Origin of the sequence: Burkholderia sp. 9779_493 (assembly GCF_015712215.1) — a bacterium.
Taxonomy (GTDB): domain Bacteria; phylum Pseudomonadota; class Gammaproteobacteria; order Burkholderiales; family Burkholderiaceae; genus Burkholderia; species Burkholderia cenocepacia.
This window is the reverse complement of the sequence record NZ_JACCQA010000004.1, coordinates 73,617-91,415: the sequence shown is the minus strand read 5'-3', so window position 1 is coordinate 91,415 and position 17,799 is coordinate 73,617. Positions and strand designations below refer to the sequence as shown.

At 68.0% G+C, this 17,799-nt stretch carries 21 protein-coding genes and 1 tRNA gene; 9 read left to right on the top strand and 13 right to left on the bottom strand.

Translation table 11 applies throughout. From position 1 onward, the window contains the following. Positions 1-25: 25 nt before the first annotated feature. A complete protein-coding gene (locus tag H0X95_RS05045) occupies positions 26-589 on the top strand; it encodes a YggT family protein (protein ID WP_006488584.1) in 564 nt (187 codons plus the stop codon). Positions 590-602: 13 nt separating this feature from the next. Here H0X95_RS05045 and H0X95_RS05040 read toward each other — a convergent pair whose 3' ends face one another. The 5 genes from H0X95_RS05040 to H0X95_RS05020 all read right to left on the bottom strand — a co-directional run bounded on the left by H0X95_RS05040 (position 603) and on the right by H0X95_RS05020 (position 3,569). Further along, positions 603-953: a DUF190 domain-containing protein gene (locus H0X95_RS05040; RefSeq protein WP_043205441.1), complete on the bottom strand. Its 351-nt coding sequence runs from the start codon at positions 951-953 to the stop codon at positions 603-605. Positions 954-977: 24 nt separating this feature from the next. After that, the gene (gene crcB, locus H0X95_RS05035; protein ID WP_059721564.1) at positions 978-1,364 is read right to left on the bottom strand and encodes a fluoride efflux transporter CrcB; all 387 of its coding nucleotides are present in this window, start codon (positions 1,362-1,364) and stop codon (positions 978-980) included. Positions 1,365-1,545: 181 nt separating this feature from the next. Next, positions 1,546-2,409 carry an SIR2 family NAD-dependent protein deacylase gene (locus tag H0X95_RS05030; protein ID WP_059721565.1) on the bottom strand — a complete coding sequence of 288 codons (864 nt, stop codon included), beginning with the start codon at positions 2,407-2,409 and terminating at the stop codon, positions 1,546-1,548. 183 nt (positions 2,410-2,592) lie between these two features. After that, positions 2,593-2,973, bottom strand: coding sequence for a hypothetical protein (locus H0X95_RS05025; protein ID WP_059721566.1), 381 nt, complete (start codon positions 2,971-2,973; stop codon positions 2,593-2,595). Then, positions 2,970-3,569: an NUDIX domain-containing protein gene (locus tag H0X95_RS05020; protein ID WP_006496610.1), complete on the bottom strand. Its 600-nt coding sequence runs from the start codon at positions 3,567-3,569 to the stop codon at positions 2,970-2,972. The genes H0X95_RS05025 and H0X95_RS05020 overlap by 4 nt, the downstream gene beginning before the upstream one ends. 81 nt (positions 3,570-3,650) lie before the next feature. Here H0X95_RS05020 and H0X95_RS05015 point away from each other — a divergent pair, with 81 nt between their 5' ends. Continuing rightward, the gene (locus H0X95_RS05015; protein ID WP_059721567.1) at positions 3,651-4,406 is read left to right on the top strand and encodes a DeoR/GlpR family DNA-binding transcription regulator; all 756 of its coding nucleotides are present in this window, start codon (positions 3,651-3,653) and stop codon (positions 4,404-4,406) included. A gap of 168 nt (positions 4,407-4,574) precedes the next feature. Here H0X95_RS05015 and scpB read toward each other — a convergent pair whose 3' ends face one another. The 3 genes from scpB to H0X95_RS05000 are packed head-to-tail and all read right to left on the bottom strand — an operon-like array spanning position 4,575 to position 7,986. Continuing rightward, on the bottom strand, positions 4,575-5,384 hold the full coding sequence (gene scpB, locus H0X95_RS05010; RefSeq protein ID WP_196445923.1) for a methylmalonyl-CoA decarboxylase: 810 nt from the start codon (positions 5,382-5,384) through the stop codon (positions 4,575-4,577). Beyond that, the gene (locus H0X95_RS05005) at positions 5,381-6,604 is read right to left on the bottom strand and encodes a CaiB/BaiF CoA transferase family protein (RefSeq protein WP_034200894.1); all 1,224 of its coding nucleotides are present in this window, start codon (positions 6,602-6,604) and stop codon (positions 5,381-5,383) included. The genes scpB and H0X95_RS05005 overlap by 4 nt, the downstream gene beginning before the upstream one ends. Positions 6,605-6,663: 59 nt before the next feature. After that, entirely contained in the window at positions 6,664-7,986 is a 1,323-nt protein-coding gene (locus H0X95_RS05000) for an MFS transporter (RefSeq protein ID WP_006488552.1), read from the bottom strand. Between the two features lie 183 nt (positions 7,987-8,169). On the opposite strand from H0X95_RS05000, the gene H0X95_RS04995 reads away from it, so the two are divergent. Further along, positions 8,170-9,114, top strand: coding sequence for a LysR substrate-binding domain-containing protein (locus tag H0X95_RS04995; RefSeq protein ID WP_196445922.1), 945 nt, complete (start codon positions 8,170-8,172; stop codon positions 9,112-9,114). 54 nt (positions 9,115-9,168) lie between these two features. Then, positions 9,169-9,795, top strand: coding sequence for a LysE/ArgO family amino acid transporter (locus H0X95_RS04990; RefSeq protein WP_196433365.1), 627 nt, complete (start codon positions 9,169-9,171; stop codon positions 9,793-9,795). Here the strand turns inward: H0X95_RS04990 and H0X95_RS04985 are convergent. Both H0X95_RS04985 and H0X95_RS04980 read right to left on the bottom strand, forming a co-directional pair. Beyond that, entirely contained in the window at positions 9,792-10,973 is a 1,182-nt protein-coding gene (locus tag H0X95_RS04985) for an enolase C-terminal domain-like protein (protein ID WP_196445921.1), read from the bottom strand. The two genes, H0X95_RS04990 and H0X95_RS04985, sit on opposite strands and share 4 nt — an antisense overlap. A gap of 327 nt (positions 10,974-11,300) precedes the next feature. Continuing rightward, a complete protein-coding gene (locus H0X95_RS04980) occupies positions 11,301-11,645 on the bottom strand; it encodes a cupin domain-containing protein (protein ID WP_059721572.1) in 345 nt (114 codons plus the stop codon). 389 nt (positions 11,646-12,034) lie between these two features. Between H0X95_RS04980 and H0X95_RS04975 the strand changes: the two genes are divergently transcribed. From H0X95_RS04975 to trmB, 3 genes are all read left to right on the top strand, one after another. After that, on the top strand, positions 12,035-12,742 hold the full coding sequence (locus tag H0X95_RS04975; protein ID WP_048985395.1) for an ImmA/IrrE family metallo-endopeptidase: 708 nt from the start codon (positions 12,035-12,037) through the stop codon (positions 12,740-12,742). Positions 12,743-12,957: 215 nt separating this feature from the next. Next, positions 12,958-13,032 (top strand) — tRNA-Gly (locus tag H0X95_RS04970). A gap of 131 nt (positions 13,033-13,163) precedes the next feature. Further along, on the top strand, positions 13,164-13,940 hold the full coding sequence (trmB, locus tag H0X95_RS04965) for a tRNA (guanosine(46)-N7)-methyltransferase TrmB (RefSeq protein WP_196445920.1): 777 nt from the start codon (positions 13,164-13,166) through the stop codon (positions 13,938-13,940). Positions 13,941-14,033: 93 nt separating this feature from the next. Here trmB and H0X95_RS04960 read toward each other — a convergent pair whose 3' ends face one another. The 3 genes from H0X95_RS04960 to H0X95_RS04950 all read right to left on the bottom strand — a co-directional run bounded on the left by H0X95_RS04960 (position 14,034) and on the right by H0X95_RS04950 (position 15,839). After that, positions 14,034-14,864 carry an undecaprenyl-diphosphate phosphatase gene (locus H0X95_RS04960; protein ID WP_006488560.1) on the bottom strand — a complete coding sequence of 277 codons (831 nt, stop codon included), beginning with the start codon at positions 14,862-14,864 and terminating at the stop codon, positions 14,034-14,036. A 79-nt stretch (positions 14,865-14,943) separates the two neighbouring features. Continuing rightward, positions 14,944-15,525, bottom strand: coding sequence for a DUF1439 domain-containing protein (locus H0X95_RS04955; RefSeq protein ID WP_196445919.1), 582 nt, complete (start codon positions 15,523-15,525; stop codon positions 14,944-14,946). Next, positions 15,522-15,839, bottom strand: coding sequence for a YkgJ family cysteine cluster protein (locus H0X95_RS04950; RefSeq protein ID WP_059721686.1), 318 nt, complete (start codon positions 15,837-15,839; stop codon positions 15,522-15,524). Before H0X95_RS04950 ends, H0X95_RS04955 begins: the two co-directional genes overlap by 4 nt. Before the next feature lie 173 nt (positions 15,840-16,012). Between H0X95_RS04950 and hemN the strand changes: the two genes are divergently transcribed. Together hemN and H0X95_RS04940 are read left to right on the top strand one after the other, a co-directional pair. Further along, entirely contained in the window at positions 16,013-17,404 is a 1,392-nt protein-coding gene (hemN, locus tag H0X95_RS04945; protein WP_034200902.1) for an oxygen-independent coproporphyrinogen III oxidase, read from the top strand. Between the two features lie 96 nt (positions 17,405-17,500). Continuing rightward, entirely contained in the window at positions 17,501-17,758 is a 258-nt protein-coding gene (locus H0X95_RS04940; RefSeq protein ID WP_006488573.1) for a hypothetical protein, read from the top strand. Positions 17,759-17,799: the final 41 nt, after the last annotated feature.

Below are 17,799 nucleotides of genomic sequence, written 5' to 3'. Positions count from 1 at the left end.
TGACTGTATAAAAAGGATGCCAACGATGTTCGGCGAGATCGCCCGTTTTCTGCTCAATACCGTCTTCACGCTATTCGGCGCCGCGCTGATCCTGCGCGTCTGGATGCAGGCCGTCCGCGTGCCGCCGTACAACCCCGTCACGCAAGCCGTGCTGCAGGCGACCAACTGGCTCGTGCTGCCGCTGCGCCGCGTGATCGCGGGCGTACGCGGCATCGACTGGGCCAGCGTCGTCGCCGCGCTGCTCACCGCGCTCGTCTACGTCGTGCTGATGGTCGTGATGGCCGGCTTCGATCCGGCCGCCGTGATCGCGACGCTCGTCGTGGTCGCGCTGCTCACCGTCGTGAAGTGGGCGCTCAACCTCGTGATCTGGATGACGATCCTGATGGCGCTGCTGTCGTGGCTCAACCCGCGCTCGCCGGCGATGCCGATCCTCTACCAGCTCACCGCGCCGTTCCTGAACCCGCTGCGCCGCGTGATCCCGAATCTCGGCGGCATCGACCTGTCGCCGATCCTGCTGTTCGTGATCGTGCAGGTGCTGCTGATGATTGTCACGCGCGCCGCCGTGTCGCTGACGATGTTCGGCATCTGATCGGCGCGGCGCCCTACGCCGCCGGCCCCTGCGCCGGCGGTGCGCCGAGCGTGTCGATCACGCCGAACTGCGCGGGCATCATCGCGTAGCACACCCGCACTTTCTCGCGCGACAGCCGCTGGAGCAGCTGCTGCGCTTCGTCCTCGGTGACGATGAATTCCACCTCGACCGCCAGCGAACCCTGCAGCTCGAAGAAGCGATCCTCGTGCAGCACGCGATGCTGGCCGAAACCGGCCATCGCGCGAAACGCGGAACCGCCCGCGACGCCCATCCGGTTCGCCTCTTCCAGCAGCCATTCCCACAGCGGCTTCCAGTGCAGCCGGTGCTGCTCGTGCACATAGAAGCGCAACAAGACCCTGTCCATCGCTCCCTCCGATGGCGGCCCCGCTCAGGCCGCAGCCAGCCACGCGCGCGCGGTCCACATGCCGAGCGCCGTCAGCGCGAACGATCCAGTCAAGTGTAGGGCAGCCACCGCCAACGCCCATCCTAATTCGCCCTCGAGCGCGTGCGTCATCACTTCGACCGAATAGGTCGAGAACGTCGTGAGACCGCCGAGAAAGCCCGTGATCACGAACAGCCGCCACTCCGGCGGCAACCCGACGCGAACCGTGAATACGACCGCAGCCACGCCGATCACGTAGCCGCCGAGCAGGTTCGCCGCGAGCGTGCCGAGCGGCACCGCGGGAAAGAACGCGTTGAGCGTGAGGCTCAGGCACCAGCGCAGCAACGCGCCGAGCCCGGCGCCGACGAAGATCGCGACGATCGAATAGAACAAGGGCACTCCTCACTGACGGCGCCGCGCGGCGGACGCGGCCTACGCTGAACTGTATGCGGAATCGCGCCGCACCGGCAATGCCGGCGGCCCGAACCGGCAGGCAGCGCGCCGGCGCTCGTGCAGGCGCTCGTCGCGCGGCCGCAATCGCGCGACGTCGGCCGATCGATACGAGGCGCGGTGCTCAGCCGCCGCGCCACGCGCGATCGAGCGCGTTCAGCGTCGCCAGCGCACCGCCCTTCAGCCCGATCACGTCCGCGCGGCGCGCATGCGCTTCGCGCGCGTTGATGCGGATCACGTCGGCACCGAGCCGTTCGCTCAGCAGGCGCACAGTCGGAATCGCGGTGCCCGCGCCGATCTCGACCACGGCGACACGCCCCGCCTGCGCGATCCAGTCTTCCAGCGCGCGCTCCTGCGCGTCGTAGCGCGCACCGAGCCAGCCGGTGTCGCCGAACATCAGGATATTCGGCCGCGCGAGCCCGCCGCAGTGCGGGCAGCGCGGCATGTCGCCCACCAGGCGGCACGTCGCTTCGTCGACCACCGGCACGAACGGCGCCGCGCTCCACGTGTCGTCCGTGCACGGTCGCAGGCACTGCATCGCATGAATCGAACCGTGGATCTCGACGATGCGCGCCGGATCGAAGCCGGCTTTCTGGAACTGGCCGTCGACGTTGCTCGTCAGCACGAAGCCGCCGTTCGGCATCGCGTCGATCCAGCGACGCAGGATCGCGAAGCCCGCGTGCGGCACCGTCGCGCGGTAGAGCGCGAGACGGTGCCCGTAGAACCCCCATGCGAGCGGCGCACGCGCACGAAACGCGTGCGGCGACGCGATCTCGTGGAACTCGAAACGCTCGTGGCGCAGTGCCGGATACGCACGCCAGAAACCGTCCGTACCGCGAAAATCGGGCAGCCCGGAATCGACGCCGATGCCCGCGCCGGCCGTGACGAGCAAGGCGTCGGCGCGCGCGAGCGCGTCGACGGCGGACGCGACGAGAGCGGCGGGAAGCGACGCGGCGGCGGCGGAATCGGCGGGATCGGAAAACGGCATGATGGAGAAGCGGTGGCGTCGAACGTTGCGCGAGTGGCGTCGCGATCATACGCCGGTTCGCGCGTCGCGCAGCATCGACCCAGCAATCGCGTGACGCCGTGCGCGTACGGCTACCGGCAATGCGACCGCCGGCCGTCCGCAAGCATCGCACCGGCGATGCCGCGACCCGGCGCCCACGCTTGCTCAGTCAGCCGCATCGTCCTGCGCGACCGGCATCTCGTCGACCGAGAAATAGACCGGCTTGCCGAGTTGCCGCGCCAGCGCCACGTCCGCATCCGCGCCGCGCGACGCGCCGTCGATGCGCAGCACCGCATCGCAGCGGCGCAGCAACCGGTGCGCGGCCGGATACAGGAACGTTTCGCCGATCGCGTCGCCGACCTGCGTCGACCCGGCCGCGGCCGCGAGCGGCAACGACAGCCATTCGCCGATCATCGGCACGTGCCCGCGGCGATACACGGCGAGCGCTGCCGCTTCCAGCCGGTGCAGGTTCGCGGCGATGCGCGCGGGGTCGCCGTCCGTGCCGCTGCGATAAGGGCCGGCGACCAGCACGAGTTGCGGCGTCATGCGGCGCGTGCCCCAGCGGTTTCCCGCAGCGCGACGTACTGGAGCAGCATGATCGTCTTCGCATCGACGATCTCGCCGCGCTCGACCGCGTCCAGCGCCGCCTGCAGCGGCATCTCGACGACCTCCAGATCCTCGCCCTCTGCCGCGACGCCGCCGCCCGCGCCGGTGCGCAGCGACGCATCGTATTCGCCGACGAAGAAATGCAGCTTCTCCGTCACGGAACCCGGGCTCATGAACGCCTCGAACACCTTGCGCACGCCGCGCACGCGGTAGCCGGTCTCTTCCTCGGCTTCCGCGCGGATGCGCGCTTCGGGCGTGGCGTCGTCGAGCAGCCCGGCGGCCGCTTCGAGCAGCATGCCGTCGTGCCCGCTCACGAACGCCGGCATCCGGAACTGCCGTGTCAGCAGCACGTCGCCCGTCTCGGCATGACGCAGCAGGATCGTCGCGCCGTTGCCGCGATCGTAGGTCTCGCGGCTCAGGCGCTGCCACGTTCCGTCGCGGCGCAGGAAATCGAACGTCACCTTCCGCAGCACATACCAGTCGTCGGACAGCACCGTCGTATCGACGATGCGCACCCGCTCCCGCGTTGCAGCCATTGCAGCCTCCGGTTCGACAAAGGACGGCGCCCATGGTAACGTGCAGATTCGTGCAATTTCAAGAATTTTCGTGCAATCACGATGCTGACGACGCAACGCAAGAAAGCGATCCTCGATGCGCTCGCACGCGACGGCCAGGTACTGGCCGCCGAGCTGAGCGTGCAATTCGGTGTATCCGAAGACACGGTGCGCCGCGACCTGCGCGAACTCGCGGCCGAAGGACTGCTGCAGCGCGTGCATGGCGGCGCGCTGCCGGCGTCGCCGGCCATCGCGCCGTTCGCGCAGCGCGAGGCGCTCGAAACCAAGGAGAAGCGGCGCATCGCACGGCGGGCCGCGCAGATGATCGCGCCCGGGCAGGTGGCGATCGTCGACGGCGGCACGACCTCCGCGCTGCTCGTCAGCCAGTTGCCGGCCGACCTGCGCGCGACGATCGTCACGCACAGCCCGAGCGTCGCGGTTGCGCTGGCCGCGCATCCGTCGATCGACGTGATCCTGATCGGCGGGCGGCTCTACAAGCACTCGATCGTCGCGGTCGGCGCGGCGGCGATGGAAGGCATCGCGCGCATCCATGCGGACCTGTACTTCATGGGCGTCACGGGCGTGCATCCGGTCGCCGGCCTGAGCACCGGCGATTTCGAGGAAGCGGCGATCAAGCGCGCGCTGGCCGAACGCGCGGCCGAGACGGTGGTGCTCGCGTCGCAGTCGAAACTGCGTGCGGCGTCGCAGTTCGTGATCGGTGACATCACGCTCGCGCAGACGGTCGTCGTCGAACAGGAAACCGACGCCGCTCTGACGAAGCCGATCGAGGCCGCGGGCGTGACGGTGGTGCGCGCGTAGCGCGCGGTACAGGCGGGCCGCCCGCGCAATCGAACTGCGAATGCGTCGACGCGGTGCGTGATCGATACGCGCGCGTTCAGGCGCGACCGCTGATCGCCCCCGGCGTGCGCATACTCGGCGGCGCATAACGCGTGCCGCCATCGTCACACCGAAACCCCGCCGGTCCGCCTAAATCCCGCGAAACGCCGGCGCGCGGCGTTCCGCGAACGCACGCAGCCCTTCGTCGAAATCCGCGCCTTCGCACGCGTGCCGGCGCAACTCGGCGATCCGTTCGAACGCATCGGCCGGCAACGGCCGCGCATCCTGCAGCACGCGCAACTGCTCCTTCACCGCGTGCACCGCGAGCGGCGCCTTCGCGGCGATCGTGCGCGCGACGTCGAGTGCCGCGTCGTCGACCCCGCCGGCGTCTGCCAGCCGGTTCACGAGCCCGTGATGCGCGGCGCGTTCCGCATCGAGCGGCTGCGCGCAGAAGAACATCTCCTTCAGCACGTGGATCGGCAGGTTGTCGTAGAAGCGCAGCAGGCCGCTCGTCGAATACGGCAGGCCGATGTTCGCCGGCGTCATCGCGAAGCGTGCGTCGCGCGCCGCCACGACGAGATCGCAGCTCATCACCAGATCGACCGCCCCGCCCCATGCCGATCCCGCCACCGCCGCGATCACCGCGCCGGGATAGGTCCGCACGCGCCGCAGCGCGCGTTCGAGCGGCTTGCCGTACGCGAGCGGATCGCGGTCGTCGGCCAGCTCGCGCAGGTCGTGCCCCGCGCTCCACACGTCGCCGCTGCCGTCGTTCGACAGGATCACGACGGGCGGCGGACGGCGTGCGGCCAGCGCATCGAGGTGCGCGACGAGCGCATCGAGCAACGGTGCGTCGAGCGCATGCCGTCGCGCCGGATTCGCGAACCGCACGCGCGCGATCCGCTCATCGATCAGGTCCACCGTCACGGTCGACGCCGCGTCGTGTTTCGTCATGTCGGTCATTGCACGGCCTCCGCCACCGCATCCGCCTGGAAGATCGCGCGCGCGGCCAGCAGTGCGTCGATCGCCTCGTCGCCGTAGCCGGCTTCGCGCAGCACGTCGACCGTATGCTCGCCGAGCAGCGGCGGCGCATGGCGCGTGCGCGGCGCCGGCACGGCGTCGCCCATCCCGCCGAGCGGCGTGACGACCTGGCGCAGCGTACCGAGCGTCGGATGCGCGACCGGCTCGACCAGCCCGCAATGCGCGAGCTGCGGATCGTCGAACACTTCGTCGAGCGTATGGATCGGCCCGGCCGGCAGCCCGGCCTCGACGAACCGCTGCGTCCAGTCGCGCTTGCCGCGCGTGCGCAGCCGGTTTTCGAGCAGCGCCTTGAGTTCATCGCGATGCGCGACGCGCGCGTCGTTGGTCGCGAAGCGCGGATCGTTCGGCAGCTCGGGCAGGTCCAGCAACTGGCACAGCCGCAACCACATGTCGGTCGTGATCGGCGCGAGATTGAGCGGGCCGTCGGCCGTCTCGAACACGCCATACGGCGCGATCACCGCATGCGCATTGCCGGTGCGGCGCGGCACGTCGCCGAGGCTCAGGTAGCGTTGTCCGTGCACGCTCAGCAACGCAACGAGGCTTTCGAGCAGCGACGTGCCGACATGCTGGCCGCGCCCGGTACGCTCGCGCTCGAACAGCGCGGCCATCACGCCGGTCGCGACCCACATCCCCGAGCTGAGATCGCCGATCGCGGTGCCCGTGCGGGTCGGCTCGCCGTCCGGGAAGCCGGTGACGCTCATCAGCCCCGCATAGCCCTGCGCGATCTGGTCGAAGCCCGGCCAGTCGCGCAGCGGGCCGCGCGGGCCGAACGCGGTGACACTGCCCATCACGAGCCGCGGGTCGCGCGCGCTCAGCGCTTCGTAGCCGAGCCCCATCGCGTCCATCGTGCCGGCCTTGAAATTCTCGATCACGACGTCGGCCTGCGCGATCAGCCGCCGCACGACGTCGAGGCCGGCCGGCTGCCGGAAGTCCACGCAGATGCCGCGCTTGTTGCGGTTGCAGGACAGGTAGTACGTGCTCACGCCGCGATCGAACGGCCCCCACGCGCGGCTCATGTCGCCGTGCGGCCCCGACTCGACCTTGATCACGTCGGCGCCGAGATCGGCGAGCACCATCGAGCAGAACGGCCCCGACAGCGCGCGACTCAGATCAACGACCCTGATTCCTGTTAATGCCTGCATTCCGGACTCCTGATAGGGATGACGAGATGTGTGTTGTTTGCGAACGACTGCCGCGCCGTTCATTCGGGCAGCGTCTGATGCCGCGTTTCGACCGCGAACGGCAGGATCAGGATGCCGAGCCCGAACACGGCCGCGGTCCACGCGACCGGCACGCCGAGCGATCCGTAACCGTGTATCGCCGCGCCGAGCAGGAAGTTCACGCCCGCGCCGATGAAGCGGCCGACCGACGCGTTGAACGCGAACGCGGTGGCCCGCACGCGCGTCGGATATTGCTCGGGCAGCCACAGCGAGAAGATCGCGAAGTTGCCGCCGAAGAAGCCGAGGAACGCGAGCGACACCATGAATGCGGCGAGCCCGTTCGGCTGGTAGAACGCCCAGCCGAACGCGAACACGATCGAGCCGGCCATCCCCGCGAAATACACGCCGAGCGCGGTACGCCGGCCGAGCCGTTCCGACAGCCACGGCGCCGCCAGGCAGCCGGCGATCGTCGCGCACGACAGGATCGCCGCGCCGATCGACGCAAGCCGCAATGCGCCGACGTGATCGATGCCCGCGCGCGCCGCCAGCGTGGTGACCGCGCTCGCCTCGTAGACGGAGCCGGCCCACAGCCCGACGATCGCGACGCCGACGAGGCTCGCGCTCGTCAGCGTGCGGCGCAGGAACGCCGGCGCGAAGATCTCGCGCAGCGGATGCGCGCGCCGCGTGTCGGCCACGTCGCCGTCGCGCGCATCGTGCCGGCGCCACTGCCCCGGCTCCTTCACGCGCATCACCGTGAACACCGCGAGCAGCGCGGGCGCCAGCCCGCACAGGAACATCGCGCGCCAGCCGTAGGTCGCGCCGATCGTGTAGTTCAGGCAGGCCGCGATGAAGAAGCCGAAGTAGTAGCCCGTCTGCAGGTAGCCGGCGCCCATCTTGCGGCGGTCTTCCGGCCAGCTCTCGGCGACGTAGGTGCCGGCGAGCGCCCATTCGCCGCCGACGCCGATCCCGGCGATCAAGCGGCACGCGGCCAGCGCCCACACGTCGTGCACGAACGCGGCCGCGCCGGTGAACACCGAATAGATCAGGATGCTCGCGGCGAGCGTGCGCACGCGGCCGAAGCGGTCGGCGAGCGGCCCCCAGATGAACGACAGCCCCCAGCCGATCAGGAATAGCGCGAACAGGATCGAGCCGTACATCCCGAGGTTCGCGGGCGTCGCCGCGATGCCGGAGGCCGGCAGCAATTCGGTCAGCGCGGGAATCAGCACGAGCGCGTAGATCACCGAATCCACGCCGTCGAGCACCCAGCCCGCGTACACGGCCCAGAAGCCCTTGACCTGCTCGCGCGTGAGCGGCGTGCGCCGCGGCTTCGCGCCGGCCGCCGGCGCGTCGATCGCCTTGAACATCTTCGTCTCCTTGCCGGCGGGGGCCGGCTCCGTCGCCGCGTCCGGTCCGGGATGGCCGGCAGTCGGGCTCTTTTGTGAGACGAGTATAGAAACACCATCGATCGCTGAAAAATATGATATTCATCTTGTTCGATCGGATTGGCTTATGGCTCGAAACGCGCGTGAATCGGGGAGACGGCGGCGATGGACTTGAGACAGTTGCGCTATTTCGTGAAGGTCGTCGAATGCGGCAACGTCACGCATGCGAGCGAGGCGCTGCACGTCGCGCAGCCGGCGGTGAGCCAGCAGATGCGCAATCTCGAGCAGGATCTCGGGATGCAGCTGCTCGAACGGAGCGTGCGCGGCGTCGCGCCGACCGCCGCCGGCCGCACGCTGTACCAGCACGCGCTCGAACTGCTGCGCCAGGCCGACGGCACGCGCGAGCTGCTGCGCCGCGACGCCGATACGCCGCAGGGCCGCGTGACCGTCGGCATGCCGTCGAGCACCGCGCGCGTGCTGGCCATTCCGCTCGCCCGCGCGGTGCGCGACCGCTTTCCCGGCATCATGCTGGAGCTGATCGAAGCGCCGAGCGCCGATCTCGACACGTTGCTCGAGCGCGCGCGGCTCGATCTCGCGATCGTCGTCGATGCGGTCGGTACGCGCGGGATCGCGATCCACCGGCTGCTGACGGAAACGCTGTACCTGATCACGTGGCCCGAATTCCCGGTGCCGGACGACCCCGTGCCGCTCGACGCGATCGCGCGAATGCCGCTCGTGCTGCCGAGCGCGCCGAACACGATCCGCAACCGCGTCGACTGGGCGATGCGCGAGGCCGGCCTGTCGTATGAGATCAGCTTCGAGGCAAGTTCGACCGGGCTGCTGTTCGCGGCCGTGATGGCGCAACTCGGCGTGACGATCCTGCCGTGGACGGCCGCGCACGTCGAGATCGAGGAGCGCAAGCTGAAGCTGTCGACGGTCGCGCACCGGCTGTTCGCGCGCGACCTGTCGCTGTGCTGGCACGACACGGCGCTCGTCAGCAACGCGGTGCAGAAGGTGAAGGGTGAAATCGTCCGGCTGTTCGACACGCTCGGGCAGCGGCCGGAATGGGCGGCCGGCCGGGCATTGACAACGCCCCCCAGCGCCCCTTAACGTGGCTCCATCGTAACCATCACCGGTTCAGCTTAAGAGGTTGTCGGCCCGCTCGTGCTCGACACCTCTGCCTTCCTCGAAGGCCTGCTGCTCGGCGCAGGCCTGTTCACGTCGGTCGGTCCCAAGGACGCCTTCGTCATCAAGCGCTCGCTTTCGAGCCCTCACCTGCTCTCCATCGCCCTCGTCTGCGCAGGCAGCGACGCATTGCTGATCGTGCTCGGCGCGCACGGGCTGTCGGCATTGCTGTCGCGCCATGCCGCCGTGGTGGCAGCCGCGCTGTGGGCCGGTATCGCGTATCTCGCCGGCTACGGCCTGCTCGCGCTGCGCTCGGCGATCGTCGGACGGGAGCCTGAGCATGTAGATGGCTCATGCGTCGCTAGCGAACCCATGCGGTCGCGCACGCTGCTCGCGACCGCCGCGGTTTCGCTGCTCAATCCGTATGCATGGATCGATACGGTCCTGCTGCTCGGGACCGTGATCGTGAGCCACGCGCCGTCTGCCCGCGCACCGTTTGCGATCGGCGCGATGACTGCTTCGCTGGCGTGGTTCCTGATGCTCGCCTATGGCGCACGCGCGTGCCGTGCGTGGTTCGCCCGTACGCTCGCGTGGCGCGTGCTCGATGGCTTCGTCGCGGTGATGATGCTCGGCTTCGCGGTGCGTTTCGCGATCGACGCGCTTTAGGTGTCAGCGGCCCGATAGCCCGATAGCGATATCGCGCGGAACGCGTCGTGCGCGTGGGCATGCAGCTCGAATCCGATACCCGGTGCCTGCGGCACGCGCGCGTATCCCGCGTCGACGATTTCGCCATCGGCCAGTCCGCTGAACGGCTGGAACGCGAACGGGCTGACTTCCGCGCCGCCGAGCCCGAGCGCCGCGACGACGTGCAACGAGAACAGATGGCCCCCATGCGGCCAGAACGCGTCACGCCGCCAGCCGCGCGACACGAAGTGATCGACGATCTGCAGATAGCCCGGCAGCCCGTAGCTGTGCACGGGATCGAACACCAGCACGTCGCGGTCGGCACGCAGGCCGCCGTAGCGGTCGAGCAGCTTCGCTTCCGCGAGCGAAAACAGCGCTTCGCCTGCTGCGATCGGCGGTGCGTATCGCGTGGCGACGTCTGCCTGGAGCGGCAGGTCGAGCGGGTCGCAGATGTCCTCGAACCACCAGAGGCCGAACGGCGCGAGCATGTCGACGGCCCGGTCGACGGTCGTCGCGTCGTACGTGTTCATCGCGTCGACCGCGAGATGCGAAGGGCCTGCCAACTGCGCGGCAGCGACTTCGATGCGGCGCCGGTCCTGATCGAAATCCGCACCGCCGATCTTGATCTTCGCGTGCGTGTAGCCGAGATCGACGATCCGGTGCATCTCGTCCGACAGGCGCGCGAGGTCGTCATGCGGGTAGCGGTAGCCGCCACCCGCGTACACGCGCACGCGCGGCGCCGCCGCGCGTTGGAGGCGCTCGGCGAGAAAGCGATGCAGCGGCAGGTCGGCGATCTTCGCGGCGGCGTCCCAGATCGCCATGTCGAGCGTGCCGACCGCAACGCAGCGTTCGCCGTGCCCGCCCGGCTTCTCGCCGGCCATCATCGCGCGCCACGCGCCGAACGGGTCGAGGTTCGTGCCTGCTTCGTCGGCGAGCGTATCGGCGGCGGCCAGCAGGCGCGGCGCGAAGCGTTCGCGGATCAGGCCGCTCTGCGCGAAGCGGCCGATCGACGCGTAGCCGTAGCCCATCACCGGGTGGCCGTCGCGCACGACGTCGGTGACGACCGCGACGACGCTCGTGGTCAGGCCGCCGGACGGGATCGCCGGATCGGCATAGCGGGATACGGGAATCGCGCGTTCGTGGACGGCGGTGATGCGCATGGTCGGGGTTCCGGTGGGGCGTCCGGCGCAGGCGGGAGATTCGTGCGCTGCAGCGGAAACGGTGGGCGGATCGCTGCATCTTAGGGGTTTGCGCGACCGCGTGCACGACCGGCGAGCGTCATCGTGTCGCCGCCGGACAACCGCGCGTTGAATTCAGCACCGGGTACGGTCGGATAGCGAGAGCCGCCGAGCGGGTGACCATGCTCGGCGCGCCATTTTTCGAACCGGATCGAGTCCGATTGAACCGGCATCCGCCGCTTGCCCTCCCGGCTCCGTGAACCGGAAGGATGTCGAGCGACGACGGTATGCTTGGATCGACCAGCCCGCTCAGGCGAAGACGAAGTACTTGCGCACCGTCTCCACCACTTCCCACGTCCCTTTCATGCCGGGTTCGATCACGAATACGTCACCGGTTTTCAGGTGCTGCGGCTCCTCGCCTTCCGGCGTGATGATGCAGTAACCATCGAGGAAGTGGCAGTACTCCCATTTTTCGTAGTTCACCTCGAACTTGCCCGGCGTGCTGATCCAGGTGCCCATGATCTTGCTGCCGTCCTTCGAGACGTACGCGTTGAGGTTGACGGTATGCGGATCGCCGCCAATGCGCTTCCACTTGGTCGCATCGAGGACAGGCGTCGGGCAGGTTTTGCGCAGAACGGTGATGAAATCGGACATGTCGGCTCCAGACTGACGATCGTGTGAGAGGTCTGTCACGTTAGTTCGAAAGCTTTAGCCGGGCTTGCATGCTTCCGACACCGACTCGTCTATTTTCGCCAGCGGTTAGCGTGCAGGCCCCTCCCGGCGCGCTTCGTTCGGCTTGGGCGTCATGGTACCGCCCCACGTTTCGGCCGATCATCCGTTCGCGGAGCCGGCCAGCCGGATGAGGCGCCATCGGAGAACGCGAAACCGTTTGCCAGCGGCCAAAAGCGCCTCGCTTGCAACCGCCACCACCCTCCATCTTGAGCGATGCTCGTTGCAGCGCACACAACATGTAGTACAAACCCAGCTTGCACGCACCATAAATTGTGCCTATTCTTTCCCACATAGCTTGGGGAGGATCCCGCATGGAAGAGATCGACAAGAAGGCGATTGCCAAAGAGGTGAAGCGCTTTCAATACGAAATCTGGCAACGCGCTGGCATGACTCACAACACCGTGCCGCACTTCCTGCAATTGTTTCGGCCGGACCATGCCGCTTACGTCCACGGCTATGAATATGAGATTGCTGAGGGTTCGCTGGGCATTCACGGCGTTGGCAAGGACCGATACCAAGTGGCCGGCCTCGTCGACCCGGCGAACAACATCATCAAAATCGCCGGCAACCTAACGTATGAAGTGCAGCGCTTTACTGCTGCACACGAACTCGGTCATATGGTCCTGCATCCGGGCATGTCATTGCACCGCGACCGCCCTCTGACAGGAGAATGGTCGTCATCTGACAAACGCGAGCGCGAAGCGAATCATTTTGCGGCGTGTTTCCTTGCTCCCGAAAAGCTGGTTCGACAAGCTTTCGAAGCACGTTTCCACACCTCGACTCTGCACCTCGACGACACGACTGCCTTCTATTTGGTTGGTTGCCGCGAGATGCAGGACCTTCTCCGGTCATCGACGGGTTCACTGGAATTCGCCCGTGCGGTGGCAACGGCAAAGGCGTTCGGCCCGGGCAACTGTTTCAAGCCGCTCAGCGAGTTATTTGGTATGTCACCGACAGCGATGGCCATCCGCCTGGACGAACTCGGCCTGGTAGAGAATGGTCGCGCCATTGCCGCTTAACCCCTCCGGCAACCCGCAGCCTCTACTTTCGGGGACATGCTCGAGATAAGCACCTGTTCGCTTCGGCGAAGGAAAACGGCTGCCCGGCACAGTGTCGCTGCGGGCCAAGCTCGGGTCGCGACCAGCACTGCCACCGTCAGGTGATCCAGCGATGCCGCGCCCAAAACCGCCCCGCTTGCCATCCCCACGCCAAACCCTGTACAATCACGCGTTCTGCGGGCGTCGTATAATGGCCATTACCTCAGCTTCCCAAGCTGATGACGTGGGTTCGATTCCCATCGCCCGCTCCACTTTCCGGCTGCACAACAGCCTGCGCATGAGCCGCCTCGTCGAAGGCGGCTTTTTTGTACCACGCGCCGAATCGCCCGGCAGCACTGCTGCGCAACGGGTCCTCGCCCGAACCGAGCCTTTCTCTGTACCGATGATGCACGACGATCCGAACGAAGCCGGCCTGCCGCCGCACGACGACGCCATTCCCGACGAAGCCGACCAAGCCACCGAAGGCGCCGACGAAGTCAACCCGCTGCACCACCGCCGCATCCGCAGCTTCGTGACGCGTGCCGGCCGCGTATCGACCGGCCAGCGCCGCGCGCTCGACGAATTCGGCCCGCGCTTCGTGGTCCCGTATGCGCCGGAGATGCCCGACTGGGACGCGATCTTCGGCCGTAGCGCACCGCGTATCCTCGAGATCGGTTTCGGGATGGGCGCGTCGACCGCGGAAATCGCCGCGCACCGCCCGGGCGACGACTTCCTCGGCGTCGAGGTGCACGAGCCGGGCGTCGGCGCGCTGCTGAAGCTGATCGGCGAGCAGGATCTGTCGAACATCCGCATCATCCAGCACGACGCGGTCGAGGTGCTCGAGCACATGATCGCGCCGGCAAGCCTCGACGGCGTGCACATCTTCTTCCCGGATCCGTGGCACAAGGCGCGTCACCACAAGCGCCGGCTGATCCAGCCGCCGCTCGTCGCGCATCTCGCATCGCGCCTGAAACCCGGCGCGTACCTGCACTGCGCGACCGACTGGCAGAACTACGCGGAGCAGATGCTTGAAGTACTCGGCGCGGAACCGACGCTCGAAAACACCGCCGCCGATTACGCGCCGCGCCCCGACTACCGCCCGGTGACGAAGTTCGAACGGCGCGGACTGCGGCTCGGCCACGGCGTGTGGGACCTGGTGTTCCGCAAGCGCGCCGACTGAGCGGCTTCGCCCCGCGCAAAATAAAAAAGCCCGACCGGCATCTCGCGCCGGTCGGGCTTTTTCATGGGCCCGCGCGTCGGCCCATGCTCGGCATCACGCCCAGTTCAGCCAGCCGCTGTAACCGACCAGCAGCACGAACAACCCGAACGCGATCCGGTACCACGCAAATACCGTGAAATCGTGCGTCGCGACGTAGCGCAGCAACCAGCGCACGCACACGAACGCGCTGACGAACGCGGCGACGAGCCCGAGCGCGAACAGCCCGAGCGAATCGACGGTGAACGCCTGCCAGTCCTTGACGGTTTCGTACAGCGTCGCCCCGAAGATGATCGGGATCGCGAGAAAGAACGAGAATTCGGTGGCCACGCGGCGGTCGAGCCCGAACAACATCCCGCCGATGATCGTCGAGCCCGAGCGCGACATGCCGGGCACCAGCGCGAAGCACTGCGCGATCCCGACCTTGAACGCGTCGAGCGGCGTCAGCGCATCGACCGACAGCACGCGCGGCGGCTCGCTGCGTTCGCGCTGCCGCGCCTCGGCCCACAGGATGATCGCGCCGCCCACGACGAGCGCGAACGCGACGGGCACCGGCGAGAACAGCACGGCCTTGATCTTCTTCTCGAACAGGAGACCGAGCGCGATCGCGGGAATCGTCGCGATCACGACGTTCAGCGTGAAGCGCTGCGCATCCGGCCGGCTCGGCAGCCCCGACACGACGGACACGATCCGCTGCCGGTATTCCCAGCAGACCGCGAGGATCGCGCCGAACTGGATCACGACGTCGAACGTCTTCGCGTGCGAATCGTTGAAATTCAGGAAGCTGCCCGCGACGATCAGATGACCGGTGCTCGACACCGGCAGGAATTCCGTCAGCCCCTCGACGACGCCGAGGATCAATGCCTTGCAGATCAGGATCCAGTCCATCCGTGGCCCAACTCCGAAATGGTCGAAAGAAAAGGCCACTCTTGCGCGCGCGGCCCGCCCGGCCGTGCGCGCGCCGTCGTCACTTTTCGACGATCGCCACGCGTATGCCGTTTGTAAGAATCGTAATTGTACCGGGTTCGTAGTTCACCCCGGCAAATTGCAGCTGTTCGGGCTTGAACGTGTAGATCGGATAGTTGGTCAGCAGCTGCGTCGCCAGCAGGCCGGCGGCTGCGCCGACCTGCTGCGCGTACATCTGCGCATCGCCGTCGAGCACGAGGTTGTCGACGGCCGGCGCCTTCAGCACGACCGAGCGGCTCGGCGCGTCGTACGCGAGCTGGCCCGAGACGGTGAACTTGCCGCTGACGGGCCCGCGCAGGAACGGGCTCGCGAAATGGGCGTCGAGCTGCACGGCGACGCGGTTCTGGTCGGGCAGCAGGTTGACGGCCGGGTTCGCGAGCGACACGTCGACCACCTGCGCGACCGTCTTCTGGTAAGGAAACTTGCGCGCGACGGCCTTCTGCACGTCGCCGCGCGAGAACGTGTAGTGATCGGGAATGAACGGGAACGTCGACGCGCAGGCGGCAAGCGATACGCACACGCCGACGGCGCCGATGGCGGCAGCGAGAAAACGGCGCCGGCCGGGCGCGCGAGCAACGGTCATGCTGAACTCTCTCCTGGATGCGCCGGCCGCGTCGCGGCCTCGAGGCGCGTGAGCCACGCGAGCGCGTCGTCGCGCGACGCGCCGCACATGTCGGCGGACGGCTGCAGCCCGGAACAGCACGCGGGGCGCTCGGGCCGGCCGAAGATCATGCAGCGCAAGTCGTCGCCGAGCTGCACGCAGCGCACGCCGGCCGGCTTGCCGTCGGGCATGCCCGGAATCGGGCTGGAAATCGACGGCGCGATGCAGCACGCGCCGCAGCCCTCGCGGCACGCATGCGGCGGCGGGACTTCGGCGGGCGCCAGGCGGACAGGCATTTCGACGGACACTCGGCTCTCTCGACGAACAACGAAAAACGGTGCGGCAACCGGACGCGGCGTCCGGCAGCCCCACCCCGCATTGTGCCATCGCCCGCTGCGACGTTATTACACAATGCAGCCCGATCGCGCGTTCATATACTCGGAAGCATCCCAAAAAGCGCGAGACCGCCATGCGTTCTGGTTCTGCCGACACGATGTTCCGTCCCGATTTAGTCGCGAAATACGGCGCGAACGGGCCGCGCTATACGTCGTACCCCACCGCGCTGCAGTTCCGCGACGATTTCGACCCGGCCGACTACGGTCGCGCGGCGCGCGACCCCGGCGCATCGTCGAGCGACCTGTCGCTGTACTTCCACATCCCGTTCTGCAACACCGCGTGCTTCTACTGCGGCTGCAACAAGATCGCGACCAACAACCGCCGCCGCGCGCGCCCGTATCTCGACCAGCTCAAGCGCGAAATGGCGCTGCAGGCCGCGCTGTTCGATCCGTCCCGCCCCGTCACGCAACTGCACTGGGGCGGCGGCACGCCGACCTTCCTGTCCGACGACGAAACGGCCGAGCTGATGGCGGCCACGCGCGAGCATTTCTCGCTCGCGCCGGATACCGACGCCGAGTTCTCGATCGAGATCGACCCGCGCACGGTCACGCCGGCCACGCTCGTGCACCTGCGCACGATCGGCTTCAACCGGTTGAGCCTCGGCGTGCAGGATTTCGACCCGGTCGTGCAGCAGGCGATCAACCGCATCCAGCCGCTCGCGATGACCGCCGACCTGCTCGGCGCCGCGCGCGCGACGGGCTTTCATTCGGTCAGCGTCGACCTGATCTACGGGCTGCCGCACCAGACGGTCGCGGTGTTCGCGCGCACGCTCGAGACGATCATCGAACTCGCGCCCGATCGGCTGTCGGTGTTCGGCTACGCGCACATGCCGCACCTGTTCAAGATGCAGCGGCAGATCGACGACACGACGCTGCCGCCGCCCGAAACGCGCATCGCGCTGCTCGGCCTCGCGATCGACATGCTGACGTCGGCCGGCTACGTGTACATCGGGATGGACCACTTCGCGCGGCCGTCCGACGAGCTGGTGCGCGCGCAGCGCAACGGCACGCTGCAGCGCAATTTCCAGGGCTACAGCACGCGTGCGGATACCGACCTGATCGGCTTCGGCGTGTCGTCGATCGGCAAGGTCGGCGACGTCTACGCGCAGAACGCGAAGGACCTGCCCGCGTACGGCGCCGCGCTCGACGCGGGCCGGCTGCCGATCGCGCGCGGCGTGCGGCTCACGCCGGACGACCGGCTGCGCCGCGACGTGATCACGCAACTGATGTGCAACCTGGAACTGCCGTTCTCGCATGTGGAGGCCGCGCACGGCATCCGCTTCGCCGATCATTTCGCACGCGAGCTCGACGCGCTGCGCCCGTTCGAGCGCGACGGGCTGCTGACGATCGCGCGCGACCGCCTGACGATCCACCCGGCCGGCCGGATGGTCGTACGCAACATCGCGATGGCGTTCGATGCGTACCTCGGCCAGACGCCGCGGCAGCGCTACTCGCGCACGGTTTAGGGCCGGTTCGCGCCGGCCACGGGCGGGCCGCCGGCCGCAAGCAGGCGGCCGGTTTGATACAGTGTGAGGCTTACACCCGCTTCGCCAGCCCCCAAGATGCGCACCACCAAAGCGACCCACGCGGTCGAACGCCTGAAGACCCGCTCCGGCAACCCGCAATTCGCGGCCGTCGCGATGGCGGGCGGCCTGTTCTATCTCGTCGACCGCTCGGGCGGCACCGCCGAGAAGCGCTGCGAGCCGCTGCCGCTCGACGAATTCGTCAAGTTCGTCGACGAATTCGGCCCCAAAAAACCGCGCAAGGCGAGCAAGCTCGACCTCGCGTTCGAGGCGCAGATCAAGAAGAGCAAGGGGTAAAGGTCTGTTGCAGGCCGCCTGAAGGCTTCGCGGCCGTGCCC